This window comes from Pantoea sp. GbtcB22, assembly GCF_019091025.1.
Lineage (GTDB): Bacteria > Pseudomonadota > Gammaproteobacteria > Enterobacterales > Enterobacteriaceae > Pantoea > Pantoea leporis.
Window position 1 is genome coordinate 1 of the sequence record NZ_JAGXKB010000965.1, and the last position, 231, is coordinate 231.

Here is a 231-nt window from a genome sequence, read left to right on the forward strand (position 1 = left end):
AAGAGGCGGTTCCGGTATTTTTGCTGACGATAAGAAGAAAGCATCAGAAGCCGGAAAAAAAGGCGGAGAAAAAAGCGGTGGTAGCTTCAAAGATGACCCCGCTAAAGCACCAGAAGCAGGTAAGAAAGGCGGCAAGAAGTAGCCAACCATGTTTTAAATAGCACGTAGCACCTTGGAAAACCGCCAGGGCACGGACGCCCTAAGCATTATCCACTTCTGCAGTCGCACCTC

Annotated in this window: 1 protein-coding gene; it reads left to right on the plus strand. The window is 49.8% G+C overall.

What is annotated here, in order from left to right:
* The coding region (locus KVT28_RS27190) for a KGG domain-containing protein (RefSeq protein ID WP_217551449.1) at nt 1–142 on the plus strand (142 nt) is incomplete at its 5' end.
* Nucleotides 143–231 lie beyond the last annotated feature (89 nt).